Source organism: Arthrobacter sp. SDR-2R, assembly GCF_057747955.1.
Genome location: NZ_CM173231.1, coordinates 3,089,854 through 3,110,761, shown reverse-complemented (window position 1 = coordinate 3,110,761; position 20,908 = coordinate 3,089,854). Strand labels below are relative to the sequence as shown.

The 20,908-nt window shown below is 67.2% G+C and carries 19 protein-coding genes; 14 read left to right on the top strand and 5 right to left on the bottom strand.

Features of this window, described 5'->3' with window-relative positions; all coding sequences use genetic code 11:
• The first annotated feature begins 28 nt into the window (after positions 1-28).
• The 4 genes from AC3ANU_RS14410 (at position 29) to AC3ANU_RS14395 (ending at position 4,372) form a co-directional block, all read left to right on the top strand.
• Positions 29-772, top strand: coding sequence for a DUF5998 family protein (locus AC3ANU_RS14410; protein ID WP_018769691.1), 744 nt, complete (start codon positions 29-31; stop codon positions 770-772).
• Position 773: 1 nt separating this feature from the next.
• Positions 774-2,012, top strand: coding sequence for an alkaline phosphatase family protein (locus tag AC3ANU_RS14405; protein ID WP_488314759.1), 1,239 nt, complete (start codon positions 774-776; stop codon positions 2,010-2,012).
• Positions 2,005-2,736 carry a thymidine kinase gene (locus AC3ANU_RS14400; protein ID WP_018769693.1) on the top strand — a complete coding sequence of 244 codons (732 nt, stop codon included), beginning with the start codon at positions 2,005-2,007 and terminating at the stop codon, positions 2,734-2,736. The genes AC3ANU_RS14405 and AC3ANU_RS14400 overlap by 8 nt, the downstream gene beginning before the upstream one ends.
• Before the next feature lie 97 nt (positions 2,737-2,833).
• Positions 2,834-4,372 (top strand): HNH endonuclease signature motif containing protein, encoded by a 1,539-nt coding sequence (locus AC3ANU_RS14395; protein ID WP_488314758.1) that lies wholly within the window; start codon positions 2,834-2,836, stop codon positions 4,370-4,372.
• Between the two features lie 39 nt (positions 4,373-4,411).
• On the opposite strand, the gene AC3ANU_RS14390 is transcribed toward AC3ANU_RS14395, so the two are convergent.
• From AC3ANU_RS14390 to AC3ANU_RS14380, 3 genes are all read right to left on the bottom strand, one after another.
• Positions 4,412-5,017: a dihydrofolate reductase family protein gene (locus AC3ANU_RS14390; protein WP_026265995.1), complete on the bottom strand. Its 606-nt coding sequence runs from the start codon at positions 5,015-5,017 to the stop codon at positions 4,412-4,414.
• 109 nt (positions 5,018-5,126) lie between these two features.
• Positions 5,127-6,449 (bottom strand): septation protein SepH, encoded by a 1,323-nt coding sequence (gene sepH, locus AC3ANU_RS14385; RefSeq protein WP_134164373.1) that lies wholly within the window; start codon positions 6,447-6,449, stop codon positions 5,127-5,129.
• Between the two features lie 150 nt (positions 6,450-6,599).
• Positions 6,600-7,088, bottom strand: coding sequence for a DUF3093 domain-containing protein (locus AC3ANU_RS14380; protein ID WP_018770730.1), 489 nt, complete (start codon positions 7,086-7,088; stop codon positions 6,600-6,602).
• 115 nt (positions 7,089-7,203) lie between these two features.
• Between AC3ANU_RS14380 and dut the strand changes: the two genes are divergently transcribed.
• The 4 genes from dut to AC3ANU_RS14360 all read left to right on the top strand — a co-directional run bounded on the left by dut (position 7,204) and on the right by AC3ANU_RS14360 (position 9,662).
• Positions 7,204-7,722 carry a dUTP diphosphatase gene (gene dut / locus AC3ANU_RS14375; protein WP_018770731.1) on the top strand — a complete coding sequence of 173 codons (519 nt, stop codon included), beginning with the start codon at positions 7,204-7,206 and terminating at the stop codon, positions 7,720-7,722.
• Positions 7,723-7,829: 107 nt separating this feature from the next.
• Positions 7,830-8,543 carry a DUF3710 domain-containing protein gene (locus AC3ANU_RS14370; protein WP_018770732.1) on the top strand — a complete coding sequence of 238 codons (714 nt, stop codon included), beginning with the start codon at positions 7,830-7,832 and terminating at the stop codon, positions 8,541-8,543.
• Positions 8,544-8,643: 100 nt separating this feature from the next.
• Positions 8,644-8,898, top strand: coding sequence for a single stranded DNA-binding domain-containing protein (locus AC3ANU_RS14365; RefSeq protein WP_346656251.1), 255 nt, complete (start codon positions 8,644-8,646; stop codon positions 8,896-8,898).
• Positions 8,895-9,662: a DUF3159 domain-containing protein gene (locus AC3ANU_RS14360; RefSeq protein WP_018770734.1), complete on the top strand. Its 768-nt coding sequence runs from the start codon at positions 8,895-8,897 to the stop codon at positions 9,660-9,662. The genes AC3ANU_RS14365 and AC3ANU_RS14360 overlap by 4 nt, the downstream gene beginning before the upstream one ends.
• A 60-nt stretch (positions 9,663-9,722) precedes the next feature.
• On the opposite strand, the gene AC3ANU_RS14355 is transcribed toward AC3ANU_RS14360, so the two are convergent.
• Both AC3ANU_RS14355 and AC3ANU_RS14350 read right to left on the bottom strand, forming a co-directional pair.
• Entirely contained in the window at positions 9,723-10,496 is a 774-nt protein-coding gene (locus AC3ANU_RS14355) for a potassium channel family protein (RefSeq protein ID WP_018770735.1), read from the bottom strand.
• Complete coding sequence (locus AC3ANU_RS14350; protein ID WP_018770736.1) at positions 10,493-11,167, bottom strand: potassium channel family protein; 675 nt, start codon at positions 11,165-11,167, stop codon at positions 10,493-10,495. Before AC3ANU_RS14350 ends, AC3ANU_RS14355 begins: the two co-directional genes overlap by 4 nt.
• Before the next feature lie 118 nt (positions 11,168-11,285).
• On the opposite strand from AC3ANU_RS14350, the gene AC3ANU_RS14345 reads away from it, so the two are divergent.
• The 6 genes from AC3ANU_RS14345 to AC3ANU_RS14320 all read left to right on the top strand — a co-directional run bounded on the left by AC3ANU_RS14345 (position 11,286) and on the right by AC3ANU_RS14320 (position 20,899).
• Entirely contained in the window at positions 11,286-13,262 is a 1,977-nt protein-coding gene (locus tag AC3ANU_RS14345) for an APC family permease (protein WP_043425214.1), read from the top strand.
• Positions 13,259-14,647 (top strand): TRAM domain-containing protein, encoded by a 1,389-nt coding sequence (locus AC3ANU_RS14340; protein WP_134164370.1) that lies wholly within the window; start codon positions 13,259-13,261, stop codon positions 14,645-14,647. The genes AC3ANU_RS14345 and AC3ANU_RS14340 overlap by 4 nt, the downstream gene beginning before the upstream one ends.
• A gap of 165 nt (positions 14,648-14,812) precedes the next feature.
• Positions 14,813-17,626, top strand: coding sequence for an aconitate hydratase (locus AC3ANU_RS14335; RefSeq protein WP_488314757.1), 2,814 nt, complete (start codon positions 14,813-14,815; stop codon positions 17,624-17,626).
• A gap of 128 nt (positions 17,627-17,754) precedes the next feature.
• Entirely contained in the window at positions 17,755-19,728 is a 1,974-nt protein-coding gene (gene dxs / locus AC3ANU_RS14330; RefSeq protein WP_018770740.1) for a 1-deoxy-D-xylulose-5-phosphate synthase, read from the top strand.
• Complete coding sequence (locus AC3ANU_RS14325; RefSeq protein ID WP_018770741.1) at positions 19,725-20,342, top strand: DUF402 domain-containing protein; 618 nt, start codon at positions 19,725-19,727, stop codon at positions 20,340-20,342. Before dxs ends, AC3ANU_RS14325 begins: the two co-directional genes overlap by 4 nt.
• Positions 20,339-20,899 (top strand): hypothetical protein, encoded by a 561-nt coding sequence (locus AC3ANU_RS14320; RefSeq protein WP_134164368.1) that lies wholly within the window; start codon positions 20,339-20,341, stop codon positions 20,897-20,899. Before AC3ANU_RS14325 ends, AC3ANU_RS14320 begins: the two co-directional genes overlap by 4 nt.
• The last annotated feature ends 9 nt before the right edge of the window (positions 20,900-20,908 follow it).

The window sequence follows — 20,908 nt, the reverse complement described above, 5'->3', positions numbered from 1 at the left end:
TGACCGGACGATCTGTGAAAATGGGGGCATGAGCTTCCAGCCTCCCGCTTCGGCGCCCGAAACGCCCGGCAATGAAAACCAGGCACTCCGCCAGCACAGCTCACACAACCACGGAACACAGGGCCAGAGCCTGGAAGACGCGCTGCAGAAGGCCGGCTTCTACCCCCGCCTGGTCTCCGACGTCGTCGACGACGCACTGGACGGCCGGGACTGCGTGGCCCACCTGGTGCACCTGGAAACCCACTTCGACCGGGCAGAGGTGCGCCGCCACATCACCGTGCTGGTCCTCACCGCGGACATGCTGGTGATCACCCACGTGGACGACCAGCAACTGGACGAGGCGGGGGAGCAGATCGTCGCCCAGATCTCCACCGAGTCCGTTCCCGTGGCCCAGATCCGGTCCGTGGTCCTGAGCTACATGTACGCCCAACCGCAGAACTACAAGCCCTCCGACCCCGTCCGGGAACTTACGTTGTCCATTGCATGGTCCGGTGGCCAGCGCCTGGACATGGGTCCGGCCAGCTGCGGCGATCCGCAGTGCGAAGCTGACCACGGCTACACCGGAACCATCGCCCAGGAAGACATCGTGCTCCGCATCAGCGCGGAGGCAGACGGGCTGCAGGCAGTGCAGGACGCCAAGCTCTTCGCCAGGGCCCTGCGGGCGGTCAACACCGGTTCCGCGGCTCCCGTAACCCATGCCCAGTCCATGGGTCCGCGGACGCGGTCCGGGGTGTTCGGAAACCGGCTCAGCCGCGGGCACCAGCAGCGCTGAGATGCCGGAAGACCGCCACCGCGCCATCCAGGAAACCCCAACCATCGGCCGCACAGCCGACCTTCCAGCCCCTCCGGCCTACGGACAGCGTTCCGTGGCTGAAGTCCTCACCAGCGCCGCGGCAAGCCTCGGCGTGGTGGGCTTTACCAATACGCTTGGGCTACCGGACGCGTCCCGGGTCTGCGTTGTACTGGCTGATGGCCTGGGCAGGAACCTGCTGAAGCAAAAGGCGGCCCACACGCCCTTCCTGCGGTCCGTGATCCAGGCGGGGCAGGGCGAGGTCCCCGTGTGGCTGGATTCCGCCTTCCCTTCGACCACGGCGGCGGCGCTGTCCAGCTTTGGAACCGGACTTCCGCCCGGCCAGCACGGCATGGTGGGCTACGACGTCCTGGACCCTGACCAGGACAAGGTGGTCAATCTGCTGGGGAACTGGGATCCGGGCGTCGACCCGTCCACCTGGCAGCCTTTCCCCACGGTGTTTGAACAGATCGCCGAACAGGTGGACGTCAGCACCGTCAGCCTCTCCCAGTTCGACGGCTCGCCCATGACCCGCGCCGCGCTGCGGGGCGGCAGGTTCATCTCCGGGATAACCGCGCATGCGCGGACCGCGGCCGCGGCCGAGGCCATGGCGGCCTCCGGCCCGTCCCTCATGTACTTCTACGTCAACGAACTGGACAAGGCGGGCCACCGCCACGGCTGCCGTTCCGAGCAGTGGGAACACCAGCTGGAGGAGCTCGATTCCACCGTCAAACGGCTCAACTCCACGCTTCCCGCCGGCACCACCATTGTGCTCACCGCAGACCACGGCATGCTGGACGTCCCGGAATCCCAGCGGATTGATTTCTCCACCGACCCCGGGTTGGTGGACGGGGTGCGCCATACGGCCGGTGAACCGCGGATGGTGCACCTGTATCTGGAGGAGGCGGACCTGGAAGCCGGTGCTGGGGCAGCGGAACGTTTGCTTGCCGCCTGGAAGGCGCGGTTCGGCGACCGGGTATGGGCCTTTACGCGCCAGGAAGCCGTTGCCGGGGGACTTTTTGGTGACGTCCGTCCCGCTGTTGCGGGCAGGATCGGTGACGTGATGATCGCGGCGCGTGACGCCGTCGCACTTTATGACGGCCGGCGCATGCGGCCCACCGCCATGGAAGTGGTGGGCCAGCACGGCTCGCTGACGAAGGCGGAGCGGGAGGTCCCGCTGCTCTGCTTCACCGCCGAAGGAAGGAACCGCCGGCGTGGCTGAACTCATCTTCTTCTCCGGCACCATGGACTGCGGTAAATCGACGCTGGCGCTGCAGATGGACTACAACCACCGGGCCCGCGGCCGCGGCGGCGTCCGCTTCAGCCGCAACGACCGCGCCGGAGAGTCCCGGATCTCCAGCCGCCTGGGCCTGGAGACGGACGCCGTGGAGGTGCTGGACAGCACCGACTTCTGGGAAGAAGTCATGCTTCGCCGCACCCAGGGCCAGCGTGTGGATTACCTGATCTGCGACGAGGCCCAGTTCTACTCCCCGGAGCAGGTGGAGCAGCTGGCCAAGGTGGTGGACGAAATCGACGTCGACGTCTTTGCCTTCGGCATCACGGCCGACTTCCGCACCAGGCTGTTCCCGGGTTCGCAGCGGCTCATCGAGCTTGCCGACCGGGTTCAGGTGCTGCAGGTGGAGGCGCTCTGCTGGTGCGGGCGGCGTGCAACGCACAACGCCAGGACGGTCGACGGCGTCATGGTCACCGAGGGCGCGCAGGTGGTGGTGGGTGACGTGGACATGGTGGTTGAGGCTGCCGCCGCCCCGGACGCCGGGCATGTACCCGTAGTGGGCTACGAAACGCTGTGCCGGCGCCACTTCATGCGGCGGGTGACGGCCCACGGCGCCAACCTGATGGCCCAGCAGGACCAGTTGCTCCCGTTCGACGTCGACGCCTGCCTCTGGCGCGGTTCCGGCGGACCCGGCGGGAGCCGAGGGGCTTAGCCCCACCCTCTTCGTCAAAGAAACCCCTGAAGCGGGGCTGCCCTTGAAACTGAGGTGGCCAGCTCTGTTTGTCGGACCCCCTTGCCATGATGGGTTTATGGGGAAGGCGGCGGCGGTGAGGGCGTTCGAGGAGATCCGTGTTGCCCTTGCTGTGCTTCAGGCTGAGGTGGACGGGGCGGGTCTGGAGGCGTTCGCGGATGCTGATCCGCTGGCCGGTCTGGCCGATGGCTGCCTGGATATTCTTGCCGGGGCCCGGGAGGTGGAGGCGCGGGTTGCGGGGGTGAAGGCGAAGGCTGCGGTGGGGTACGCGGAGGCTGCGCATGCTGTGGCGGGGCCGGGGGCGCCGGTGGTGGCGCAGGAGATGGCGGTCGCGGCGGAGATCGGGTGCGTGCTGGCCCTGGGTCCGCGGGCGGCGGCGTCGTTCCTGGCCACGTCCCACGCCCTGACCAGCAGCTTGCCGCGGACTTTGGAGGCGTTGCAGTCCGGGACCCTGTCGTGGCAGCACGCGATAGTGATGGCAGATGAGACGGCGGGTCTTGATGTGGCGGGGGCGGCGGCGTTGGAGGCGCATTTCCTGCCACCCGATACACCGGACCCGGACGCCCCTGACCTGGACGCACATGACCCGGCCCGCGGCTGCCCGGTTGGGGAGCTGCCGGCGCACCGGTTCCGGGTCAAGGCCCGGACCTGGCGGGAACGCCACCACGCCGAATCGATCGAGAAGCGGCATGCCAGGGGTGTGGCGGAGCGGCGGGTGGAGTTCCGGGCGGACCGGGACGGGATGGCGTGGCTGGGCGCGTACCTGCCCGCGGACCAGGCCATGTCTGGGTGGAACCGGCTCACCGCTGCCGCACGGGGTTTGCAGGGGCCGGCCGAGGACAGGACCATGCCCCAGCTGCGGGCCGACAATTTCGCCGCAGCGATCCTCGGAGGCGGCAACACCCGGGGCGGCAGCACCAGTCTCATCAGTGCCAGTGCCAGTGCCACTGCCGGCGTCGTGGCTGCTGCCGGGCCGGGCGCCGGCACCAGCGGCAGCGGTACCAGCGCCGCATCGGGAACTGGCCACCGGCCGTCGCCGGTCCGCGCCGAGGTGCTGGTTACGGTTCCGGTGTTCGCGCTGATGGGCCTGACCGATGAGCCGGCGATGCTGGACGGGTATGGTCCGGTGCCGGCGTCGATGGCGCGGCGACTGGTCGCGGACGGGGCGGCCTCGTTTTACCGGGTGTTGGTGGACCCGCGGGACGGGGCGCCGTTGGAGATCGGCCGGAAGAGTTACCGGGTTCCCAGGGCGATGCGGGCCTGGCTGCGGATGCGGGACGGGAAATGCCCGTTCCCGGGCTGCAGCAACACCTCCCTGGACACGGAGGCCGACCATCTCCTCGCCTGGCACCACGGCGGCACCACCGGCATCAGCAACCTGGGACAGCCCTGCCCGAAACACCACCGGCTCCGGCACACCACCGCCTGGAAACCCACCCCGGCCAGCAAAAACAAACCACCCGGCTGGACCTCACCCACCGGCCGCCACTACACAAGCGAACACCAGGACTGGGAACCACCAAAGTGGCCGCCAGGATTCCTGCCCGGCGAACGAAGCCTCCTCGAAGAGGCACTTCAGGAATACCTCAGCGCTTGAGCCTTTGGAGCATGTCGCCGTACGTGAACGTGGCGGCCGTCAGTGTACGCGGCGATAGCGGATGTGCGTTGCCAGCGGCGAGTGGAGCACTTCGGCGGGTTCAAAGCCGAAGGATTCAACGCCGTCGAAAATCCGTTCCCCTGACCCGAGCAGCACCGGCGCGATGTCGAGGGTGAGTTCGTCGATTACTCCCGCGATCAGCGCCTGCCGGACGGTAGACGCCCCGCCGGCGATGTCCACGCCTTTGTCCCCGGCGGTGTCACGGGCGGCAGCGTAGGCGGCATCGAAGCCGTCGGTGATGAAATGGAAGGTCGTCCCGCCCTCCATCTGGAGGGAGTCGCGGGCATGATGCGTGAGGACGAACACTGGCGCGTGGTAGGGCGGTTCGGGTCCCCACCAACCGCTCCATTCCCCGTCCCAGTCTCCGCGGATAGGGCCGAACATGTTCCGCCCCATCACATAAGCGCCGCGCGGGCGCATAAGCCATTCGCTGGCCACCTTGTCGGCGTCGTTGGCCCGGGGGTCGCCCAGGTGCCACGCATGCAGTTCCATGCCGCGTCTACCCAAGGGGTTGTCGCGGCTTTGGTCCGGCCCGGCGACGAAACCGTCCAGGGAGATGGACATGTGGCAGGTTGTGTCCGGCACCGCAGACCTCCTGGTGATTGCGCTATGTGAAGCGGCCGTGTGGTGGGGAGCCTAGCACGCGCCCGTGCGTAACGCGGCCAATGCCATCATCGGTGCGGGGAGAGAGCTTCTAGTCGCTCCGCGTGCCAAAAACGATTTCGTCCCAGGACGGCACGCTGGACCGCTTGGGCCGTGCGGGCCGTTCCGGCGCCTCAGTCTCCGGCAGCTGTCCGGTGGAGGGGGAAGCGTCTTCCTGCTTCGCCGCCGGGCGGCGGGGATTGCTGCCCAGCAGCTCGTCCAGCCCGGCGCCGCCGGAAGTTCCGGAACCAGCCCCGGGAGTCGGACCGGCGGGCTTCTGCGGGGACGCCGCAATGGTGATTTCCCTCGTGTCGGTGCTGACGCCGTCGTGAAGCCGCAGCGCATCATCGTGGCTGTCACGGTGCGGCGGAAGGATGCTGAGCCTCGACAGCATGGAAGGCCTGGTGTCCCTGCGCCTGATGAAGGAGTCGCCCTGGGCTGCCGGCGCATCCCGCTGGTCATCCTGCGGTTCCGTCTCCCCGGCCTCCGGTTCAGCCGCCACCTCGGAAGGGCGCGGGTGGGCAGCGGGCACGCCATGGGTCAGCAGCAGCGCCAGTGCGTCGTCGGAATCCTCATCTACGCCCAGGCGCTGGCCGCGGCGGGAGCGGAGCATGTCAAGGAGGCCGTCGGATTCCTTGCCGGAATCCTGCACGGGCACTCCCTGGCCGGCCGGCGACGTCCTGGACGCATCCGCGTCCGTCTCGAAATCAAAGGGGCGGTCGGAAACCGCGGTGAGGCGGCGGGCCGGAACGGGCCCGTCCAGCGGTTCAAGTTCGCTCAGCTGCTGCGCCCAGCGGTTGGTGTTCTGCAGGGACTTCCGTGCCGGGCTGAAGGTCCACAGTGCAGGAGGTTCTTCGCCGATTCCCGAGGTACCCCCGGGCTTGGCTTCGAAGCTTGCTGAGACAGTCCAGGTACCGTCCTGGCGCCGCCACGAGTCCCACTCCACGGTTGAGGGGTCGATGCCGTGGGCGGACAGGCGGTGGGCCACCATGTCGTCCAGCGTTGCCGGGTTGTCGCCGAAGGCGGACCGGTAGACGTCGTGGCCGGGGGAAGGCGCCGCGACTTCAACTTTCCGCGCCTGCTGGGCCACATATTCGCGCTCCGCCAAGACAGGGCCCTCGTAACGCTCCACCTTGGCCAGCGGCATCCCGGACAGCTCGGCGACGTCCGCAGCCGTGGCACCGGCACGGATCCGTGCCTGGATGTCCCGGGGGGACATGGGAACGGCCGGCCTCTCCGTCCGCGGCCTGGCCGTGGACCGGCTGGCCGTCCTGAGGGCCTCATCGATCGGCAGCTGGAACATCTCGCCGCCGGGCCCGCTTAACAGGAGATGCGTCCCGTCGTCGTGCACGCCTACAAGCCGTAGATCCTGCATACAAATCCTCCACCCTGGCATTACTATCAATCGAAACTCTGCCACCCGGCGGCGGGGAATTGGCTCAAGGAGCAGGGCGCGCCGTCATTTTCCGCTGGAAGCAGGCCCGAAAGGTGCGTGCGGGCGCAAGGACCGGCGGCCCCGGCGGCGTCAGTGCCGCGTCAGGGCTGCCGTCAGCTGGTCCGGATGGCGGGTCGAGGCGAGCCAGTAGGGGGTCCGGTCGGCGGGGTCCGTGATCTCGATTTTTACAACGGGATCGATCCAGCCGCGGATGCACAGGTAGGCGAGCCCGTTGAGCCGGGTGCCCCGTTCCGCGGTCGCCTCCCCGGCCTTGAACTGCTGCACAGCGCCGACGAAACGGCGTTCGATGGTGGCCCTTCCAACGGTGAGGGTGTCAGCCGTGACCGAAATGACGGGGGTGGAAACAACCAGGAGGACCGCGATGATGGCGAAAAGCACCAATGCCGCGGTGTAGCCTGCCGCCATGCTGATGGGGGCGAAAACCAGGATGCCCGCTGCGGAGACGCCGGCCGCGATGATCCAGATCCAGGCGTTGGGCCACAGCTTCTCCCTGTAGACAACAGGTGTCCCGGCAGAGGGTGTGCTGGGAACGGACGCAGGCGAGCTTGAATCGGGCATAGCCCAAGCTTTCCACCTTTGGCCGGCTATTTCACCTTGGGACAGGCTCTGCGGCCCGGCCTCCCCGGGAGTCTCCCTAGGAGTGATTTGGGGGCGCGGGTTAGAGTGAGTGACTGTGACTGATCATCCCGCCACGGTAGACCTTGTCCCGGACGCAGCCTTGCCCGCCACCGCCGCTCCCACCCTGCAGGTCCAGTTGAAGATGCTGGATCCTGAGCTGGAAGCACCGTCCTACGCACATCCGGGCGACGCCGGCGCAGACCTCCGCGCCCGCGAGGACGTGGTCCTGATGCCCGGTGAGCGCAAATTGGTCCCCACCGGCGTGGCCATTGCCCTTCCTTATGGGTTCGTGGCGCTGATCCACCCCCGCTCCGGCCTGGCCACCAAGCATGGCCTGACGATCGTGAACGCCCCCGGCACCGTTGACGCGGGCTACCGGGGCGAGATCTCGGTAACACTGCTGAACACCGATTCGTCCCAGCCCATTGAGCTCCGGCGCGGCGATAGAATTGCCCAAATGGTTATCCAGCGGGTGGAGCACGCCCAATTCATTCCTGTCAGCGAACTGAGCGGATCCGTGCGGGGCACCGGAGGCTTCGGTTCCACCGGCGGGTTCAGCGTCCCCGGAGCCTGACCTTCAGGCTGCACCCGCAGCCACGCCGGCATGCACGACGGCGGAACCTCCAAAGTTTCGCCGGCAGGTTTCAGGACTGGCACTTTTCCAGAATTAAGGAGTCACCCATGGTCTTTGGGTTCGGCAGGAAAGCAAAGAGTGAAGAGCCGGCAGAGCCGGCCGACGAGCTCACGGTTGCGGACGGCGAAGAAAGCGGATCCGCCACCGCCGCCCGCCGCCAGGACGGCCCCTTCGATGAGGCCGAGATCAGCAGCCGCGACGGCTATGTGGATCTTGGTGCCTTGCTGATCACGCCCAGCGAGGGCCTTCAGCTCCGCCTCGAAGTCGAGGAGGCAACACAGCGCGTGGTGGCGGTGACCCTGGACCTGGACGGCTCCAGCCTCCAGCTGCAGGCCTTTGCAGCGCCCAAAACCGAGACCTTGTGGGATGAGATCCGCGAACAGATCGGCCAGTCGGTCGGTGCGCAGGGCGGCCAGGTTGAAGAGGTGGAAGGGGCTTTCGGTACCGAGCTGGTGGCCAAGCTGCCTGCCGGGCTCCCGGACGGGAGCCAGGGCTACCGCGTGGCCCGGTTCATCGGCGTCGATGGTCCCCGCTGGTTCCTGCGCGGCGTCCTGGGCGGACCTGCGGCGCTGGAACGCCCCGCCGCGGAACCGCTCGAAGCACTGTTCCGGCAGGTCGTAGTGGTCCGTGGCGACAGCCCCATGCCCCCGCGGGACCTCCTGCAGCTGAGGCTGCCGAAGGACGCCTCCGCCACTCCTCCGCCCGCCGCGCCCACCCTGGAGGAGCCCGAACGTGGTCCCGAAATTACCCAGATCGGCTGAGTCTCCCCACAACAACCCGGTCCATGCGTCCGGCCGGATCACCAGACTGGAGCAACTTCCTGACAAGGGACGCGTCATGTGCCAGGGGCACATTGAATCGGTGACCTTTGTTCCTGCCGACCGGACCCCGGAATTCAGTGCCATTCTGTCCCAGGATGACGCCGAACGTCCGGCCCCTGGTCCGAAGCGGGGCAGGCCGCCCCGGCTCCGTGTCGTCTGGGTGGGCCGCCGCCGCGTGCCGGGCATCGAAGCGGGCGCGCGGATCCGGGTTGAGGGGATGCTGGCCCGGGGCGAAGACATGCCCACCATATTCAATCCCCGCTACGAGATACTGTCCCGCCAGGAGAACGAATGACCGCGCAAGAGCCCGAACAGCCGTCCGGCCCTGCACATCCGGGCAGAGAACAGCAGGGCCGGCCGCAGGCTCCCGGTCCATCGCCCGTTGCCGGCCTCGCCGCCGGGTACGCCGCCAAAGCGGGACTCCACCGCACCCACGACGGGCAGGTGGACGTGCTGCGCAGCGCCGGGGGAGTGCAGGGAATTGCCGAGAGCATCGTTCCCGGCCTGGTGTTCCTGGTGGCGTTCACCATCACCCGCGAGCTCACGCTGTCACTGGTGGCCGCCCTGGCATCGGCAGCCGTGTTCACCGTTGTCCGCCTGATACAGCGGCGGCCTCTGACCCAGGCCCTGGCGGGGATTGTCGGCGTCGGCATCTCCGCCTGGCTGGCCAACACCACCGGCAAGGCCGAAGACTTCTACCTCCCCGGCTTCTTCACCAACGCCGCCTACATCCTGGCGATGGTCATCTCTATTGCCGTGAAGTGGCCCGTGGCCGGGCTCCTCTTTGGCTTCATCCGCAATGAGGGCGTGGAATGGCGTAAGGAACCTGACCGGGTCAAGGCGTACCGCCTGGGCACCTGGATCATCGTGGGCGTCCTGGCGCTCCGGCTCATTGTGCAGGTGCCCCTCTACCTGATGGGCACCGACGGCCTGGCCGCCCTCGCCACCACACGGCTCATCATGGGCGCCCCCCTGTACATCCTGGGCGTCTGGGTGGCCTGGCTGGTGACCCGGCCTGCCCCGGCGGAGCCTGAAGCCGGCACAGACCAGCCCGCCTGACAGACCAGCCCGCCTGACGGCCAGGCCGCCCCCTCGGCCTCTCCCCGGGCAGCGGCGGACCTAGCCGTCGAAGCCGTCGTCCTCCGGGACCGGGCCGTATCCGCTGGCGGTGGCCGGCTGGGCGCTGCCGCCCGCCTGCTCTCCACCGTTGATGCCGGCGGTGTCGATGCTGCCGGGTGCGGAGGAAAGCAGCTCCCGCAGCCGGTCTTCGGCGGCGATGGTGGTGACGAAGAAGAGTTCATCGCCGCCGTCGATCACGTCGTCGCGGCTGGGGGTAATGGGTGCCTGGTCCCGCAGGATCGCCACCAGGGTGGCGTCCTCCGGCCAGTGGATGTCGCCCACGGTCATGCCGATCACGTGCGAATCATGCGGGACGGTGAATTCCACCAGCGACGCCACGCCCGTCTGAAGCGTCAGCAGCCGGACCAGGTCGCCGATCTCCACTGCCTCTTCCACCAGGGCCGTCATCAGCTGCGGGGTGTTCACGGCGACGTCGACACCCCATGAATCGTTGAACATCCAGTCGTTCTTGGGGTTGTTCACCCGGCCCACCGTCCGGCCAACCCCGAACTCGGTCTTGGCCAGCAGGGACACCACCAGGTTCACCTTGTCATCGCCCGTGGCGGAAACCACCACGTCGGCGTCTTCCACCTTCGCGCCCTGCAGCGTGGAGAGCTCGCAGGCGTCACCCACCAGCCAGTGGGCGCCCCGCAGGCCGCTGCGCCCGATCACTTCCGGTTTGAGGTCGATAAGGAGGATTTCGTGCTTGTGCGCCAGCAGTTCGCGGGCAATGGACGATCCGACGCTGCCGGCGCCGACAATAACGACTTTCACTGATACTCCTTGGCGGGGGCTTTGGCGAGGATCTGGGCGATCTGGGCGCTGCGGTCCACCTGCAGCATGGCGTGCACGGTGTCGCCATCCTGGTAGGCGGTTCCGGCGTCGGGCAGCAGGCCCTCGCCGAAGCGGGTCAGGTACGCCACGCGCACATCGGCAGCCTTCTCAATGCTGCTGATGCGGTGCCCGATCCAGCCGGCGTCGAGGTCCAGTTCGGCCAGGACCAGGCGTCCGGAGGGCTCCCGGAAGTCGCCCGCGAGGTGCTGTTCGGGAAGGATGCGGCGCAGCACCTGGTCGGCGCTCCAGCGGACGGCCGCCACGGTGGGAATGCCAAGGCGCTGGTAAATCTCGGCGCGTCCCGGGTCATAGATCCTTGCGACGACGTGCGGGACGTGGAAGGTCTCACGGGCCACCCGGGTGGCCAGGATGTTGGAGTTGTCCCCGCTGGAGACCGCGGCGAAGGCATAGGCCTCGCCCACCCCGGCCTGCTTGAGGGTGTCCCGGTCAAAGCCAATGCCCGTGACTTTCCGTCCGGTAAAGCCCTGGCGGAGCCGGCGGAAGGCGCGGTCGTCCTGGTCGATGATGGCCACGGAATGTCCGGCATCCTCCAGCGTGTGCGCCAGCGTTGCCCCCACCCGGCCACATCCCATGATCACGAAATGCGCCACCGTATCTCCTCCATATGTAAGTCAGGATCGTGCAGCTAGAACTCTACCGGCACGGCCCCGGTTAGGCCCGGCCGGGGCCCGTCATGACATCGTCAGCGATTCAGACTAGCTTTGTGGGGTGTTGACAATACTGAACGCCGTCAAACGCGTGCTGGTGGGCAGGCCGTTCCGGAACGACCGGCTGGCCCATACCCTGCTTCCCAAGAAGATCGCACTGCCGATCTTCGCCTCCGACGCCCTTTCCTCCGTAGCCTACGCGCCGGACGAGATCCTCCTGACCCTTGCCCTGGCAGGTGTGAGCGCCGTGGCGATCTCGCCCCTGGTGGGACTGGCGGTGATGGTGGTCCTGCTGACCGTTGTCGCTTCCTACCGGCAAAACGTCCACGCGTACCCGTCGGGCGGCGGCGACTACGAGATCGCCAACGTAAACCTCGGCAAGTACGCCGGGCTGACGGTAGCCTCGGCCCTCCTGGTGGACTATGTCCTGACCGTTGCCGTGTCCATGTCCTCGGCAGCGGCGTACCTCACCACTGCTGTACCGTCACTGCACGGTGAGCAGGCCGTCATCGCCACCATCGGCGTCGTCATCCTTGCCCTGGTCAACCTGCGCGGCATCAAGGAAGCGGGCAGCGTATTCGCCGTCCCCACCTACATCTTCATGGCATCGATCCTGGGCATGACCGCGGTGGGCGTGTTCCAGGCCGCAACGGGGCAGCTGGGGGAGGCGCCGTCGGCGGCCTTCACCATCGTCCCCACGGAAGGCTTCGACCAGGGCCTGGTGGGCCTGGCCGGCGCGTTCCTGCTGCTCCGGGCCTTCTCCTCCGGCGCCGCAGCGCTTACGGGCGTGGAAGCGATCAGCAACGGCGTGCCGAACTTCAGGCACCCAAAGAGCAAGAATGCGGCCACCACCCTCCTGCTCCTGGGGGTGATCGGCGCCGCGATGCTGGCCGGCATCATCTACCTGGCCAACGCCACCAAGGTCCACATCGTGCTGGATCCGGCCACGGAATTCCTGCTCGACGGGAACCCGCTGCCGGAGGGATACGTCCAGAACCCGGCCATCAGCCAGATTGCCCAGACCATCTTCGGCCCGGGCAGCATCCCGTTCTACATCGTGGTGGCGGCCACCGGCGTCATCCTGGTGTTCGCGTCCAACACGGCCTTCAACGGCTTCCCGGTCCTCGGCTCCATCCTGGCCCAGGACGGCTACCTTCCCCGCCAGCTCCGGACCAGGGGCGACAGGCTTGCGTTCAGCAACGGTGTCCTTGCCCTCGCGGCAGGCGCCCTGGTGCTCATCATTTCGTTCGACGCGGACGTCACCAAGCTCATCCAGCTCTACATCGTGGGCGTCTTCATCTCCTTCACCCTCAGCCAGCTCGGCATGATCCGGCACTGGGGGCGCGAGCTGAAGCTTGCCAAGGACAAAGCCGTCCGGCGCCGGATGATGAAGTCCCGCACCATCAACAGCATCGGCTTCGGCATGACCGGGCTGGTGCTGGTCATCGTCCTCATCACCAAGTTCGAACAGGGCGCCTGGATCGCCCTCCTGGCCATGTTCGTCCTCTTCCTGATCATGTGGAGCATCCGGGCGCATTACGACAACGTGGCCAAGGAACTCGCGGTGGATGAGGACTCCTCACCCCGGGCCCTGCCCACCAGGGTGCACGCCGTCCTGCTGGTGTCCCACGTCCGCAAACCCGTCCTGCGTGCGCTGGCCTACGCCCGTGCGTCCCGGCCCTCCCGGCTGGACGCCATAACGGTGGACATCGACGCGGAGGAAACGGCCCACACCATCGCCGACTGGGAAAAGCTCGAAATCCCGGTCCCGCTGACCGTCCTGGCCAGCCCCTACCGCGAGACGGTCACGCCCATCATGGAGTACATCAAGCAAATGCGCCTGGACTCCCCGCGGGACCTGATCGTGGTCTACATCCCGGAATACGTGGTGGGCAAGTGGTGGGAGCAGCTGGTGCATAACCAGACCGCCCTGCGCATCAAGACCCGCCTGCACTTCGAACCCGGAGTCATGGTGGCCAGTGTTCCGTGGCAGCTCAAATCATCCGAAGAAGCAAAGAACCTCCAGGACGTCCAGTGACCGCAAAAACTTCAACAGCCGCGCCGCAGGCACCGGACGCTGCCGGGCATGCAGGCGAAGAGGCGGTCCTCGCCGTCGGGCCCGTGGCCCATGGCGGGCACTGTGTTGCGCGGCATGAGGGCAGGGTCATCTTTGTCCGGCACGCCATCCCGGGAGAGAAAGTCCGGGTCCGGCTGACCGATGCAGCGGACGACGCCAAGTTTTGGCGGGCGGACGTCCTCGAGGTGCTCGAGGCTTCCCCCGACCGGGTGGAGCACTTTTGGCATCCTGCGGATTCCCGCCGGGCATGGGGCCACGGCCACCCGCCTGTGGGGGGTGCGGAGTTCGGGCACATGACACTGGCCCGGCAGCGCAGCCTCAAGGCGGACGTCCTGGCCGAACAGCTCACCCGGCTGGCCGGCTTTGAGCAGCTGCCCGCCGCCTGGGCGGGCAGCGTGGAGGCGGTAGGGGAAAAGTCCGACGGCGGCACCGGCCTTGGGTGGCGCACACGGGCCAGCTTTTCGGTCACCCCCGGCGGCAGGCTGGGAATGCACGCTCACCGTTCCAACCAGATCATCCCGGTGCGGGAGATGCCCCTGGCCAGCGACGCCATCAACGCGCTGCGCTTGTGGGACCTGGACCTCCAGGGCATCGAGCGGGTTGAGGTGGCCGCTCCGGCCAACGCTTCCCGGCCCCTGGTGCTCCTTGCACCCGCGCCCGGGACAAAGGACAAACGGCTGAGGGCAATTGCTGCGGAAGTGCCGGGGGACGTTTCCGTGGCGGCCTTTGATGCGCTGACCGGTGACGTGACACAGCTCCGCGGCCGGACCTGGGTGCAGGAGTCCGCCGAGGGACACGATTTCCGCGTTACCGGAGAGGGCTTCTGGCAGATCCACCGCGACGCGCCCGGGACACTTGTGGGGGCTGTCACAGAATTCCTCCGGCATGGAGACTTCCTCCACCCCGGAGCCGTGGTGGCCGACCTCTACGCAGGAGCCGGGCTCTTCACCGCTGTCCTGGCCGACGCAGTGGGGGAGACCGGATCCGTGCTCTCGGTCGAAGGAGCGCCCGGCGCCAGCCGCGACGCCCGGAAAAACCTGCACTCCGCGCCGCAGGTGGAGGTGGTCCAGGGCCGCGTGGAACGGGTCCTGCGCCAGAAACCGCGGAATTTCGACGCCCTGGTCCTTGACCCGCCCAGGGCCGGAGCCGGGAAAGCCGTCGTCGGCCAGCTCGTCGCCTCGCAGCCCCGTGCCATTGCCTACGTGTCCTGCGACCCGGCGTCGTTCGCCCGTGACCTGGGTTACTTCCGCCGCTCAGGGTGGGACCTCGCCGGCCTCCGGGCCTTCGACCTGTACCCGCACACCCACCACCTTGAGACCGTGGCACTGCTGGCTCCGGCTCCGTGATGCGGCCGCGGTTTTGGACTACGATGACCGTAGTAGTCCCACGTCGCGCCCGAATTCTCGGCCGGCCGTGTGCAATTTTCGGGCCCTGTAACTACTTAGGGCGTCCTAACTAGCAGGCGGTCAACCGCGCGACAAAGATGAAACTGTTGCGAGAGGAGTCCTGCGATGAGCACTGTGGACAGCTTCGGTTCAAAAGGCAAACTTAATGTAGCCGGAACCGAATACGAAATTTTCCGGTTGAACTCCGTTGAAGGTGCAGAAGCCCTTCCGTTCAGCCTCAAGGTATTGCTTGAAAACCTGCTGAGGACCGAGGACGGCGCGAACATCACTGCCGATCACGTTCGCGCTTTGGCAGGCTGGGATCCTAATGCGGAGCCCGATACAGAAATCCAGTTCACGCCGGCACGCGTGATCATGCAGGACTTCACCGGCGTTCCCTGCGTGGTTGACCTGGCGACGATGCGTGAAGCCGTCAAGGAACTGGGCGGCGACCCCAAGCGGGTCAACCCGCTGGCGCCGGCCGAGATGGTCATCGACCACTCGGTCCAGATCGATGCCTTCGGCAACTCCGGCGCGCTGGAGCGCAACATGGAGATCGAATACCAGCGCAACGGTGAGCGCTACCAGTTCCTGCGCTGGGGCCAGACCGCGTTCGACGACTTCAAGGTGGTTCCCCCGGGAACCGGCATTGTGCACCAAGTCAACATCGAGTACCTGGCCCGCACCGTCATGACCCGCGAAGTGGGCGGCGTCCTGCGCGCCTACCCTGACACCTGCGTAGGCACCGACTCCCACACCACCATGGTCAACGGCCTGGGCGTGCTGGGCTGGGGCGTGGGCGGCATCGAAGCCGAGGCCGCCATGCTCGGCCAGCCCGTCTCCATGCTGATCCCGCGCGTCGTGGGCTTCAAGCTCAGCGGCAGCATCCCCGCCGGCGCCACCGCAACCGACGTAGTGCTGACCATCACCGAGATGCTCCGCAAGCACGGCGTGGTGGGCAAGTTCGTGGAGTTCTACGGCGAGGGTGTCGCAGCGGTGCCGCTGGCCAACCGCGCCACCATCGGCAACATGAGCCCGGAGTTCGGCTCCACGGCTGCCATGTTCCCGATCGACGACGTCACCCTGGACTACCTGCGCCTCACCGGCCGCTCCGAGCAGAACGTCGCCCTCGTGGAGGCGTACGCGAAGGAACAGGGCCTGTGGCACGACCCCTCCCGCGACATCAAATTCTCCGAGTACCTCGAGCTGGACCTGTCGACCGTCGTTCCGTCGATCTCCGGCCCGAAGCGCCCGCAGGACCGCATCATCCTCACCGAATCCAAGGCGCAGTTCCGCGAAGACCTCCGCAACTACGTCAAGGTGGACCTCGCCGACGGCAGCCTGGACGAAGCGATCGACGAGAGCTTCCCGGCGTCAGACTCACCCTCGTTCACCGCCACGGCAACCCACCTCACCGAGGAAGCCCCGCACGCCCACGGACCGAAGTCCAACGGCCGCCCGACGAAGAAGGTGGCCGTCAAGACCGCTGACGGCCGCGAATTCGAGCTGGACCACGGTGCGGTGTCGATTGCCTCGATCACCTCCTGCACCAACACGTCCAACCCGTCCGTGATGCTGGCGGCAGCACTGCTGGCCCGCAACGCCGTCGAAAAGGGCCTCGCCGCCAAGCCGTGGGTCAAGACCTCCGTTGCCCCCGGTTCCAAGGTTGTTACCGACTACTACAACAAGTCGGGCCTGACCCCCTACCTGGAGAAGCTCGGCTTCTACATCGTGGGTTACGGCTGCGCCACCTGCATCGGCAACTCCGGCCCCCTCGACGCCGAGATCTCCGAGGCAATCCAGGCCAACGACCTCTCCGTCACCGCAGTCCTCTCCGGCAACCGCAACTTCGAAGGCCGGATCAACCCGGACGTCAAGATGAACTACCTGGCCTCCCCGCCGCTGGTCATCGCCTACGCCCTGGCCGGAACCATGGACTTCGACTTCGAGAACGACGCACTGGGCCAGGACGAAGCCGGCAACGACGTCTTCCTGAAGGACATCTGGCCCAACCCGGTCGAGGTCCAGCAGGTCATCGATTCCTCGATCGACAAGGGCATGTTTGCCCGCGGCTACGAGGGCGTCTTCGATGGCGACGACCGCTGGAAGGCCCTCGATACCCCGGCCGGCGACACCTTCGCCTGGGATGAGAAGTCCACCTACGTCCGGAAGCCCCCGTACTTCGAGGGCATGCAGGCGACGCCGGAACCGGTCAAGGACATCACCGGCGCCCGCGTGCTGCTGAAGCTCGGCGACTCCGTCACCACCGACCACATCTCCCCGGCCGGTTCGTTCAAGTCCGACACCCCCGCCGGCCAGTACCTGCTGGCCAACGGCGTGGAGCGCAAGGACTTCAACTCCTACGGCTCGCGCCGTGGCAACCACGAGGTGATGATCCGCGGTACGTTCGCGAACATCCGCATCAAGAACCAGCTCCTGGACGGTGTTGAGGGTGGCTTCACCCGCGACTTCACCCAGGCTGACGGCCCGCAGGCCTACGTCTACGACGCCGCGCAGAACTACCAGGCAGCCGGCACCCCGCTGGTGGTCCTGGCCGGCAAGGAGTACGGCTCCGGTTCGTCCCGTGACTGGGCCGCCAAGGGTACCGCCCTGCTGGGTGTCAAGGCTGTCATCGCCGAAAGCTACGAGCGCATCCACCGCTCCAACCTGATCGGCATGGGCGTCCTGCCGCTGCAGTTCCCGGCCGGGGAGAACGCTGCCAGCCTGGGCCTGACCGGCACGGAAACCTTCTCGGTGGAGGGCGTCACTGCCCTGAACGAGGGCACCACGCCCAAGACCCTGAAGGTCACCGCCACCGCCGAGGACGGCTCCTCGAAGTCGTTCGACGCCGTCCTGCGCATCGATACGCCGGGTGAAGCGGACTACTACCGCAACGGCGGCATCCTGCAGTACGTGCTGCGCCAGATCTCCGCCAACTAGCGGTAACTGCCAGCAGGCACCATCCTCCCGAAGCCCCGGCCGGTCACCGACCAGCCGGGGCTTCGGCTTTGCAGCCAAGCCAAGGCGTTAGAGTTAAACGGCACGTCTACCACCCGAAGGAGGGGTCATTGGGAATCTTGGACACCATCCGGAATCCGCAGGACCTGAACGAGTTGACCGAGGAACAGCTGGAACAGCTGGCCTCGGAGATCAGGGAATTCCTGATCACTAACGTTTCCCAGACGGGCGGCCACCTCGGACCCAACCTCGGCGTCGTGGAGCTGACGCTGGCCGTGCACCGCATTTTCGAATCGCCCCGCGACAGCATCGTCTTCGACACGGGCCACCAGTCCTACGTCCATAAGCTGCTGACCGGACGCCAGGACTTCAGCACCCTTCGCCAGGAAGGCGGACTCTCCGGCTACCCCGCGCGGGCCGAATCGGAGCACGACATCGTCGAAAGCTCCCACGCATCCTCCTCCCTGTCCTGGGCCGACGGCATCTCCCGCGCCCGCCAGCTCACGGGAGAAGGCGACAGGCACGTCGTCGCCATCGTGGGCGACGGCGCCCTCACCGGCGGGATGGCCTGGGAAGCCATCAACAACATCGCCGCGGACAAGAAGCGCCGCGTGGTCATCGTGGTCAACGACAACGGCCGCTCCTACGCGCCCACCGTCGGCGGATTCGCCGACTACCTTGCCTCCCTGCGCCCCACCATCGACTCCTTCCGCGCCGCGCCGGCGTATGAGGGCGCACTGGACTGGTGGAAGAAGAAACTCCAGAACGGCGGCCCGGTGGGCCAGTTCACCTACAAGAGCCTGCATGCCATGAAGAAGGGCATCAAGGACTGGTGGGCCCCGCAGGGCATGTTCGAGGACCTGGGCATGAAATACATCGGTCCGGTGGACGGCCACAACCTCCAGGCCATGGAACACGCGCTCTCCACCGCCAGGAACTACGGCGGCCCCGTCATCGTCCACGCCATGACGGAGAAGGGCCACGGCTACGCTCCTGCCCGGGCCCATGAAGCAGACCAGTTCCACGCCGTCGGCATCATCGACCCCGAGACCGGCGAACCAACCGGCAGTGGGGGCGCCCAGTCCTGGACCTCCGTCTTCGCCGATGAGATCGCCGCCATCGCCGACGAGCGCGAGGACATTGTCGGCATCACCGGCGCCATGCTGATCCCGGTGGGCCTGCACAAATTTGCGGCCAAGCACCCCGAGCGCGTCATCGACGTCGGGATCGCCGAACAGCATGCGCTCACCGCGGCCGCCGGCATGGCCTTTGGCGGGCTGCATCCGGTGGTTGCCGTCTATGCCACTTTCCTGAACCGCGCCTTCGACCAACTGCTGATGGACGTGGCCCTGCACAAGGCAGGCGTCACCATTGTCCTGGACCGTGCAGGGGTCACCGGCCCGGACGGCGCCAGCCACCACGGCATGTGGGACATGGCCATGGTCCAGATCGTCCCCGGCCTCCACCTGGCAGCGCCCCGCGACGCCACCCGGCTCCGGGAGGAACTGCGCGAAGCGGTGGCCATCAGCGACGCCCCCAGCGTGGTCCGCTTCTCCAAGGGCTCCGTTGGTCCGGCGGTCGAGGCGCTGGAGCGGCTAAGCGACGGCGTGGACATCCTTGCCCGCCGCCCCTCCGGCTCCACCGAGAACGACGTCCTGATCGTCAGCGTCGGCGCGATGTCCGAGCTGGCCCTCGACGTTTCCAACCGGCTCGGGGCGCAGGGCATCAGCACCACCGTAGTGGATCCGCGCTGGGTCCTCCCGGTCCGCCATTCCATCATCGCGCTGGCCTCGCACCACCGGCTGGTGATCTGCATTGAGGACGGCGTCCGCGCCGGTGGCGTGGGATCGCGCATCCGGCAGGAGATGCGGGCGGCAGGCGTGGACACCGCCCTGAACGAGGTTGGCCTGCCCGTCGAGTTCCTGGAGCATGGCACCCGCAACCAGGTGCTGGAGCGCGTTGGGCTGACCGCCCAGCAGATCACCCACGACGTCGTTGCGCAGGTCCTGGGAACCAAGGTTCCGTTTGCGCGGCCCCTGCCCGGGCAGCAGCACCCCACCACCGGCAGCCTCCCGATCCTGTGAGGGACGAGGACGAGCTGAAGTATCCCGGCCCCGCCGGGGAGTCCGGACCGGTCCTGCACACCACCACCACGCGCGTTCCCAACGGTCTAAAGCCGGGACAGCTGGTGGTCTCCCGGAACCGGAAGTGGAACGGCAAGGCCCACTGGGTGGTGCCGGGCCGGTACCTGGGCGAAGACCGGCACGGGTGGTGGATTTTCCAGGGCACCAACGAGTTCTGTTCCCGTCCCGGCGCCGCGTTCTACACGCGCTCCGACGCCGTCCTGCTGGTGCCGCGCGAGGGTGACTGGGTGGCCACGTTCTACGACTCCGCGCATCCGGCGGGAGTACGGGTCTACATCGACCTGGCGGTGGGCCACGAATGGACACACATCCGGCCGGCGGTGACCGAGTTCCACGTGATCGACATGGACCTGGACGTCATCCGGACGGCTGACCGCGGCGTCTTCATCGACGACCAGGACGAGTTCGCCGAACACAGCGTCTCCATGCGCTACCCGCAGCAACTGATTGAAGACATCCAGGCCGCAGCGGACGGGCTTTACCACGCCGTGAAGGCACAGCAGGCGCCATTCGACGGCACCGACGTCGAATGGTTTACAGAAGGACGTAAATGAGCGGCATTGTCAGGGTCTACAAGCGCGACGACGAGGGCACCCTCCACTTCCGGGAGGCCTGGTTCGACGAGGAGTACTCCCAGTTCGTCATGAACTTCGGCGCCGTGGGGCACCAGAGCAAAACCGAGGAAACCGACGTCCCGGATGCTGCTGCCGCGGAGGGCCTCCTGGACGCCTTCGCAGCCCAGTGCGCGGAGGACGGCTACGCCGAGATCCCCACCGAGGAACAGTTCTGGGTGGTGGCGCAGTTCGCGCTCAAGACCAGGGAGGGCACCGACCGGGACCGCTACCTGGAGCAGAAGGCCACGGACGCCCTGATCAGCCACCTCGCCTGGCGCGGCCTGGGCACGGTGGAGCGGTCCGAATTCACTGACTACAAGCTCAACATCTTCTGCCTCTGCCCGGACGTGAACAAGGCCGTCAACGCCATCAAAGTCTGCGCCCGCGGCGAGGACCTTGACTTCACCAAGCTCAGCATCGGCGCCGCCCCCTACGGCGACCCTGGCCACTTCAAACTCAAGCACTCAGCCAAGCCCGCCAGCAACTTCACCCTCTAGGAGGCGTCC